The 7,114-nt window shown below is 69.4% G+C and carries 7 protein-coding genes; 6 read left to right on the top strand and 1 reads right to left on the bottom strand.

The window, feature by feature from the left end; genetic code table 11:
• The first annotated feature begins 117 nt into the window (after positions 1-117).
• The 4 genes from FMP39_RS36535 (at position 118) to FMP39_RS36550 (ending at position 3,648) form a co-directional block, all read left to right on the top strand.
• The gene (locus FMP39_RS36535) at positions 118-1,002 is read left to right on the top strand and encodes an SDR family oxidoreductase (RefSeq protein ID WP_141594561.1); all 885 of its coding nucleotides are present in this window, start codon (positions 118-120) and stop codon (positions 1,000-1,002) included.
• Between the two features lie 211 nt (positions 1,003-1,213).
• On the top strand, positions 1,214-1,882 hold the full coding sequence (gene raiA, locus FMP39_RS36540) for a ribosome-associated translation inhibitor RaiA (RefSeq protein ID WP_141594562.1): 669 nt from the start codon (positions 1,214-1,216) through the stop codon (positions 1,880-1,882).
• A 425-nt stretch (positions 1,883-2,307) separates the two neighbouring features.
• The gene (locus FMP39_RS36545; RefSeq protein WP_141594563.1) at positions 2,308-2,769 is read left to right on the top strand and encodes a PTS sugar transporter subunit IIA; all 462 of its coding nucleotides are present in this window, start codon (positions 2,308-2,310) and stop codon (positions 2,767-2,769) included.
• 33 nt (positions 2,770-2,802) lie between these two features.
• Positions 2,803-3,648 carry a hypothetical protein gene (locus tag FMP39_RS36550; protein ID WP_194858719.1) on the top strand — a complete coding sequence of 282 codons (846 nt, stop codon included), beginning with the start codon at positions 2,803-2,805 and terminating at the stop codon, positions 3,646-3,648.
• Here FMP39_RS36550 and dtd read toward each other — a convergent pair.
• Positions 3,645-4,106, bottom strand: coding sequence for a D-aminoacyl-tRNA deacylase (gene dtd / locus FMP39_RS36555; RefSeq protein ID WP_141594565.1), 462 nt, complete (start codon positions 4,104-4,106; stop codon positions 3,645-3,647). The two genes, FMP39_RS36550 and dtd, sit on opposite strands and share 4 nt — an antisense overlap.
• Positions 4,107-4,291: 185 nt before the next feature.
• Here dtd and dacB point away from each other — a divergent pair, with 185 nt between their 5' ends.
• Together dacB and FMP39_RS36565 are read left to right on the top strand one after the other, a co-directional pair.
• Complete coding sequence (gene dacB / locus FMP39_RS36560; RefSeq protein WP_141594566.1) at positions 4,292-6,538, top strand: D-alanyl-D-alanine carboxypeptidase/D-alanyl-D-alanine-endopeptidase; 2,247 nt, start codon at positions 4,292-4,294, stop codon at positions 6,536-6,538.
• 210 nt (positions 6,539-6,748) lie between these two features.
• The coding region (locus FMP39_RS36565) for a single-stranded DNA-binding protein (RefSeq protein ID WP_141256830.1) at positions 6,749-7,114 on the top strand (366 nt) is incomplete at its 3' end.

The raw sequence follows: 7,114 nt of genomic DNA on the forward strand, positions 1-7,114 counted from the left end.
GCAGTGAGGGGGGGGGAGCGGGCGGGGGAGCGGGCCCGGACCAGCCCGGGCTTGATTGCCGCTGGGTACCGCCACCCCCACCGTGCCTGGGTACTTCCTTCCGGAAAGGACCCAGACATGGCCCAGAAGAACCCTGACCCGCGTGAAGCCGGCCCCAAGCCGCCCTTTCCCAAGCAGTCGCAGTCGCACCCCGGCCACGAGGGGCGGATGGCTCCGGAGCCTGACTACGGCGAACAGTCCTACAAGGGGCTGGGCCGGCTCGAGGGCCGGGTGGCGCTCATCACCGGTGGGGACAGCGGCATTGGCCGCGCGGTGTGTCTGGCCTTCGCGCGCGAGGGCGCGGACGTCGCGGTGTCCTTCCTCAGCGAAGGGGACGACGCCCAGCAGGTGAAGCGCGTGGTGGAGGACGCGGGGCGCAAGGCCCTGCTGCTGCCCGGTGACCTGACGGTGGAGGCCCAGTGCCGCAAGCTGGTGGAGGACACCGTGAAGCGCTTCGGGCGCATCGACATCCTCGTCAACAACGCCGCGTACCAGGGCGAGGCGGTGGAGCGCTTCGAGGACTTCGACCCCGAGCGCCTGGAGCGCACCTTCCGCACCAACATCCTCGCGATGTTCCACCTGGTGCGCCACGCGCTGCCGCACATGAAGGAGGGGAGCACCATCATCAACACCAGCTCCATCCAGGCGTATGACCCCTCGCCCGCCATCCTCGACTACGCCGTCACCAAGAGCGCCATCGTCAACTTCACCAAGGGCCTGGCACGGGAACTCATTGAGCGGGGCATCCGCGTCAACGCCGTGGCGCCGGGCCCCGTGTGGACGCCGCTCATCCCCCAGTCGTTCGATGCGGAGAAGACGTCCAAGTTCGGCAAGGACTCGCCCATGGGCCGCCCCGCGCAGCCCGCGGAGCTGGCGCCGTCCTACGTGTTCCTCGCCTCGGATGAGTCTCGCTACGTCAACGCGGAGGTGCTGGGCGTGACGGGCGGGCGGCTGCTCGCGTAAGCTGACGCGGCGCGTGATGTCACCGGACGTGTCCTGGCATGGTTCCAAACAGGGGCCATTGCCAGTGACGCGAGGTGCAGGCGGGATGTCCTGCCTCGGACGGGCGGTGTGTCCGGGAACAGGCAACCTGGTGGGGCGGGTTGCTTTCCTGGGCTGGGAAAGTTTCAGATCCCTCACGGAGCTCACCTCTCACCCTAGGAGGCAGCCACGCATGCAGTTCAACATCACCTTCCGTCAGTTCGGAGCGTCCGATTCCCTCAAGGAGTACGCACGCGAGAAGGTCGAAAGGGTGAACCGGTTGCTGGACCGAGCCGGCGAGGCCCATGTGGTTCTGTCGTTGGAACGCCACCTCCACCATGCGGACATCACCATCCACTCCGGCGCGTGGGTCCTTCGGGGCCGCGACAAGAGCGATGACATGTACGCGTCCATCGACCTGGCGATGGACAAGATCGAGCGCCAGCTGCGGCGCTACCGTGACAAGCTGAAGTCGCACCATGGCCGTGAGCGCGTCCACCACCGGCATGATTTGGTGGAGCAGCTCCGGGTCCGCCACGCCGTGTTCGAGCTCCCGGACGTGGAAACGCTGACGTCGCTGGCCGAAGCCTCCGCGAGTGAAGATGCGCCGAAACCCGCCGCCGTCGTGCCCGCGCAGCCCGCGGCCTCGTCGCAGGCGGCGCGCGAGGTGCGTGCCACCCACCTCACCGTCAAGCCGCTCACCGTGGGTGATGCGGTGATGCAGATGAACCTGATGAACAACGACTTCTACGTCTTCCACAACGTGGAGTCGGAGTCGCTGTGCATCGTCTACCGGCGCAAGGATGGCCAGTACGGCCTCATCGAGCCGCACGCCCCGGCAATCGCCGCCACGGGGACCTGAGCCGTCGCTGACCGCTGACTTCCGCGCGCCGTCACCCGGTGAATTGGGGTGACGGCGTGTGACGGCGGGGAGTCCGCCATTCGAATGCCTCCGCGTGCTGGAGGGCGTCGGTGCGGGTGCCCATGAGGCCCCGCGCCCACGTCCCGCCGAGGGGGCGGTCCACCGAGCCGCTCCCGAACGGGGGCCTGGACGCGAGTGGGGGCCACCCCGGCGAGCATGCGCCGGTCGCCCTCGACGCGATGTCGATGACAGTCGACAGGAACAGACGCTTCATGGGAAGTCCCTACCTCCCGTGGGACGGGTTTCCCTTCCGCGTCATGATGCGCAGTGAGTGCGGAGAGCGCGCATCCAGACAGGCCACCCTTGCGCTAAAGAGGGGTGGGGAGTAATTGCCGCCAACCAGGAGCGCCAGCGCGGGAGCGTCAGTGAGAATCGCCGAGTTCCTCAGCCCCCAAGCCGTCATCGCCGACATGCAGTCGCGGACGAAGCCTGAAGTCCTGCGAGAACTGAGTGCCACGCTGGTGCGCGCCCATCCGCTGCTGACCGCGGACCGGCTGGTGGAGGTACTGCGCGAGCGCGAGAAGCTTGGCAGTACGGGCATCGGCGAGGGTGTGGCCATCCCCCACGGCAAGCTGCCGGGCATGGGACAGCTCCAGGCCGCCTTCGGCGTGTCGCGCGCGGGCGTGGACTTCGAGGCCATTGATGGCAAGCCCACCCACCTGTTCTTCGCCCTGGTGGCGCCGGAGAACAGCGCGGGGGTCCACCTCAAGGCCCTGGCCCGCATCTCCCGTCTCTTCAAGAACCCGCGTTTCCGGGCCGCCATCCTCGAGGCGCCCTCGGCCGCGGACATCCACGCCCTCATCGTCCAGGAAGACGCACGGCCTTGAGTGGGCGTGCGTTCCGGGGGGAACATCCGCACCATGGACGTCGTCCTGAGACCCATCAGCGACCGCTTCTTCCACGACCACCTGCTGCCCTTCTTCCAGCGGGCCATGGGGGATGCCCCCGGCGCGCTGGAGTCCCTGCAGGAGCAGCTGGGGGACGGTCAGGCGCGCATGCTCTGCGAGCGGATGCTCTCCACGGCGCTGCCCGGCGGCGTGGGCTCGGTGGACGCGGACCCCTGGGCGGACCTGGTGGACCGGCTCGTCTTCCTGCACTGGACCGAAGGCCCCGCGGGCTGGGAGGTCGGTGAGGCGGAGGCGGGCTACGCGGACGGCTGGGACGAGGCCCTGCACCTGGCCCTGATGGTGGAGGAGGCGGACTATCCCTACTGGGACGCGCGGGGCTCGCGCGACGTCAGGGACCGCTTCCGCTTCCGGCCGCGTGAGGACGTGGGCCTGGCCTCGCTGCTCGCTGGCCTGTGGGAGCCCTTCCCGGAGTTCCCGCCGGACCAGGTGTTCACCACCCAGGGCCGGGGCGAATACTCCCCCGGCACACGCTACGCCTTCGCGGACTGGGCCTGGCGCCCGGCGAAGAAAGTCGCGCACTGGCAGGTGAACCTGCCGCGCAAGCTGGAGCGGCTCCTGACCCGCGAGCAGGCGCGGATGAAGCTGCCGTCGTTGCCGGAGAAGGAGGAGGTGCTGGCGTACTGGCTGGGCAAGCAGCCGCAGCCGCCGCCGCTCACGGTGGCCTTCTCCGGCCTGGGGCCCCGCGCGGCCAACTGGATTCGCGAACTGGGCGCCCTCACCGCGCACCTGCGCGGCGCGGCGCTGGCGAAGCAGGGGCTGGCGGCGCTGGTGACGAAGGGCTCCGGCGTTCGAATCTAGCCTTTGGGCGCGGACGGCCCGGGGCTCTCCAGCAGCAGCGTGACGGGGCCGTCGTTGACGAGCGCCACCTTCATGTCCGCGGCGAAGACGCCGGTGCCCACACTCAGGCCGCGCTGGCGCAACAGCTCACAGGTGCGCTCATAGAGGGCCTTGGCGCTCACGGGCTCCATCGCGTCGATGAAGCTGGGCCTGCGCCCCTTGCGCGCGTCGCCGTAGAGCGTGAACTGGCTGACGACGATGAGCTGCCGGGACGTGTCCTCCAGCGACAGGTTCATCTTCCCCGCGGCGTCCTCGAAGATGCGCAGCGTGGCCAGCTTCTCCACCATCCACGCCACGTCCGCCTCCGCGTCGCCCTTGCCCACGCCCAGCAGCACCAGCAGGCCCGGGCCGATGTCGCTCACGCGCTGACCGTCCACCGTCACCGACGCCTCCAGCACGCGCTGCACCACCGCTCTCATCGAAGTCACCTCGTGGACATGCGTGTCTGACCGGGGGCTCGCGTCAGTCACGTCGTTACAGTTGGAATGTCAGGTTTCTGCCTGCTGGAAGAGCGAGCGCCCAGACGTGGACTCACGCAGCCACTCACCCTTGCCCGTCTTTTGCCCCGTTCCGCATAATGGCACCTGACTTCCCCGGAGAGAGTGTGCAGGTCCATCGAGCCAGCTCCATCTTGGCCGTGTCGGCCATTATTTTCCTGTCGCTTTCTCACGCAGCGCACGCCGCGCCCGCTCCAGCGGAGAAGCGCGCGGACCGCGAGGCCCTCAAGGCCGCGCTGCTGCAGGTTCTCCAGCGCGCGCCACTGAAGGCCAGTCGCATGGGCGTGCTCATGCAGAGCCTGGACGACGGCGCCGTGGTGTTCAGCCACAACGCTGACGAACTGCTCAACCCCGCATCCAACGTGAAGCTGGTGACGTCCGCCGCCGCGCTCGCGTCGCTGGGGCCCGAGTTCCGCTACGACACCGAGTTCCTGGTGGAGCCGGAGCTGGGCGCGGACGGCAAGGTGAAGACGCTCTACGTGCGCGGCAAGGGTGACCCGTCCATGACGACGGAGCGCCTGTGGGGCATCGTCGCGGAGCTGTGGCACGCCGGCGTGCGCGACGTGGGCGAAATCGTGGTGGATGACTCGTGGTTCGACGCCGAGCGCACGCCGCCCGGCTATGACCAGGAGGACACGGACCGCGCCTACATGGCGCCCACCGGCGCGGTGAGCCTCAACTGGAACGCGGTGGCCATCTACCTGCGGCCCGGCAACGCGCCGGGCGCCAAGGGCGTGGTGGAGATGGAGCCGCCCAGCGACTACTTCGTGGTGGAGAACCAGCTCACCACCGGGCCGCGGCGCGCGCGCCGCGTGTCCGTTACGTCGGACCCCGCCGGCCTCCAGCAGAAGATTGTCGTGCGCGGCCAGCTCCCGGGGGAGCGCGGCGGCGCCGTCAGCGTCTGGAAGAAGATCGACAACCCGCCCATGTACTTCGGCCAGTCGCTCAAGCAGATGCTGGTGACGCGCGGCGTGAAGATGAAGGGCAAGGTGAAGCTTGGCAAGACGTCCACCAAGGCCCGCATGCTGCACGTGTCGCAGTCGGACACGTTCGACGTGCTCCTCAAGCGCCTCAACAAGCTGTCCAGCAACTTCGTCGCCGAGCAGCTCCTCAAGACGATGGGCGCCGAGCTGCGCGGCTCGCCGGGCTCCTTCACCAAGGGCGTGGACGTGGTGGAGCAGTTCCTGGAGCGCGACGTGGGCATCCCCCGCGGCACCTACGTGATGAAGAACGGCAGCGGGCTGAACGACGCCAACCGCTTCTCCGCCACGCAGCTCAACCAGCTGCTGCGGCACATGGTGCAGCGCTTCCCCTTCTCGCCGGAGTACCTGTCGTCGGTGCCCATCGCGGGCAAGGACGGCACGCTCAAGTACCGCTTCGAGGGCAGTGACGCGGTGGGCCGGCTGCGCGCCAAGACGGGCACCCTGGAGAGCGTGTCCGCGCTGAGCGGCTACGTGACGAGCGCGGGCGGAGAGCGCTTCACCTTCTCCATCATGGCCAACGACTTCGCGGGCCGCGCCGGTCCCATCGTCGCGGGCCTGGACGCGCTGGGCGCGGCGGTAGCCGCCACCGGCTCCAGCCTGGGGCCGTCCACGGCGGTGGCCGCGCTGGCGGACAGCGGGCGGCCCTCGGGCGCCGTGGATGACGTGGCCGCTCGCATCAAGACGTACCTGGACCTGGGCGCGCAGCGCGACCAGCGCAACATCGGCTTCCTGCGCACCGCGTGGCGCAGCGAGCGAGACCCGGCCGTGCGCGCGGTGCTGGCGGAGAGCCTCTACCAGTCCAACCCGCACGACTACCTGGGCGCGCGCACGCTGCTGGACAGCTATTCGGCCACCGCCGAGGTCTATGGCCGGCTGAAGGACGTGGCGCGGGTGCTGTCCGTGGAGGTGCCGGGCGTCAGCAGCATGGTGGAGCTGGCGGCGGGCGGAAACGCGGAGGCGCTGGCCCGGGTGCTGGAGCTGGCGGGCGCGGCGGGCACGGACGCCCAGGCCCAGTCGGAGATGGCCGAGGCCCTGGGCGAGGTGGCTCGCACCGCGCCGGAGGAGCTGGTGGTGGCGCTTCGGGCGGCCAGCGCCAGTGATCGGGATGCGTGCACCACGCTGCTGGCGCGGGGGCTGGTGCAGGCGGGGCAGGCGGACCACCCCTTCTGGAAGTCGCTGCGCCGCACGCTGGGTGCTTCGGACCCACGGCTGGCATCCTTCGCCAAGGGGCTGGACTCCACGCTGTCGCAGAAGGTGGCGGAGGCCAAGGCCCCGGCGAAGACGCCGGAGGGCTTCACCCCCGTGCAGATGGTGGCGCCCGCGGGCAACGCGCCCGAGTCCTCCACCGCCGACAACCGCCCGGGCGGGTAGGCCGGAATCCACTGTGTTTCTCGCGAGTTCCCTCCGGCCGGGCCTGCCTCCCCGGCCGGGTGGCAGGCGGGCGTACGACACCCAGGAAGAAGGCGGCTTTCTGGCTGGGTGTCAGTACCCACTGCTATAGGTGGGAATCAAACCCGGCGGGTGCGTCCGGGGTGTAACCGGTCCTTGGTGGACCGGTTCTCGTGAGAAAGGAATGCAGTCATGGCTGGAGGCGTGAACAAGGTCATCCTCATCGGCAACCTCGGGGCGGACCCGGAGGTCCGGTTCACTCCCGGCGGTCAGGCGGTGGCGAACTTCCGCATCGCCACCAGCGAGAGCTGGGTCGACAAGAATGGCCAGAAGCAGGAGCGGACCGAGTGGCACCGCATCGTCGTCTGGGGAAAGCTCGCGGAGCTCTGCGGCGAGTACCTGAAGAAGGGACGGCAGTGCTACGTCGAGGGCCGCCTGCAGACGCGCGAGTGGACGGACAAGGAGAACCGGAAGAACTACACCACCGAGGTGGTGGCCAACGCCGTGACGTTCCTCGGCGGTGGTGGCCGTGACGCCGGAGACGGCATGGGCGGCGGG

Source organism: Myxococcus sp. AB056 (assembly GCF_006547365.1).
Classification (GTDB): Bacteria; Myxococcota; Myxococcia; order Myxococcales; family Myxococcaceae; genus Myxococcus; species Myxococcus virescens.

What these genes read in the sequence shown, in the direction of transcription:
- FMP39_RS36535 (WP_141594561.1), top strand. Translation starts at nt 118, where the DNA reads ATGGCCCAGAAGAACCCTGACCCGCGTGAAGCCGGCCCCAAGCCGCCC.
- raiA (WP_141594562.1), top strand. Translation starts at nt 1,214, where the DNA reads ATGCAGTTCAACATCACCTTCCGTCAGTTCGGAGCGTCCGATTCCCTC.
- FMP39_RS36550 (WP_194858719.1), top strand. Translation starts at nt 2,803, where the DNA reads ATGGACGTCGTCCTGAGACCCATCAGCGACCGCTTCTTCCACGACCAC.
- dtd (WP_141594565.1), bottom strand. Translation starts at nt 4,106, where the DNA reads ATGAGAGCGGTGGTGCAGCGCGTGCTGGAGGCGTCGGTGACGGTGGAC.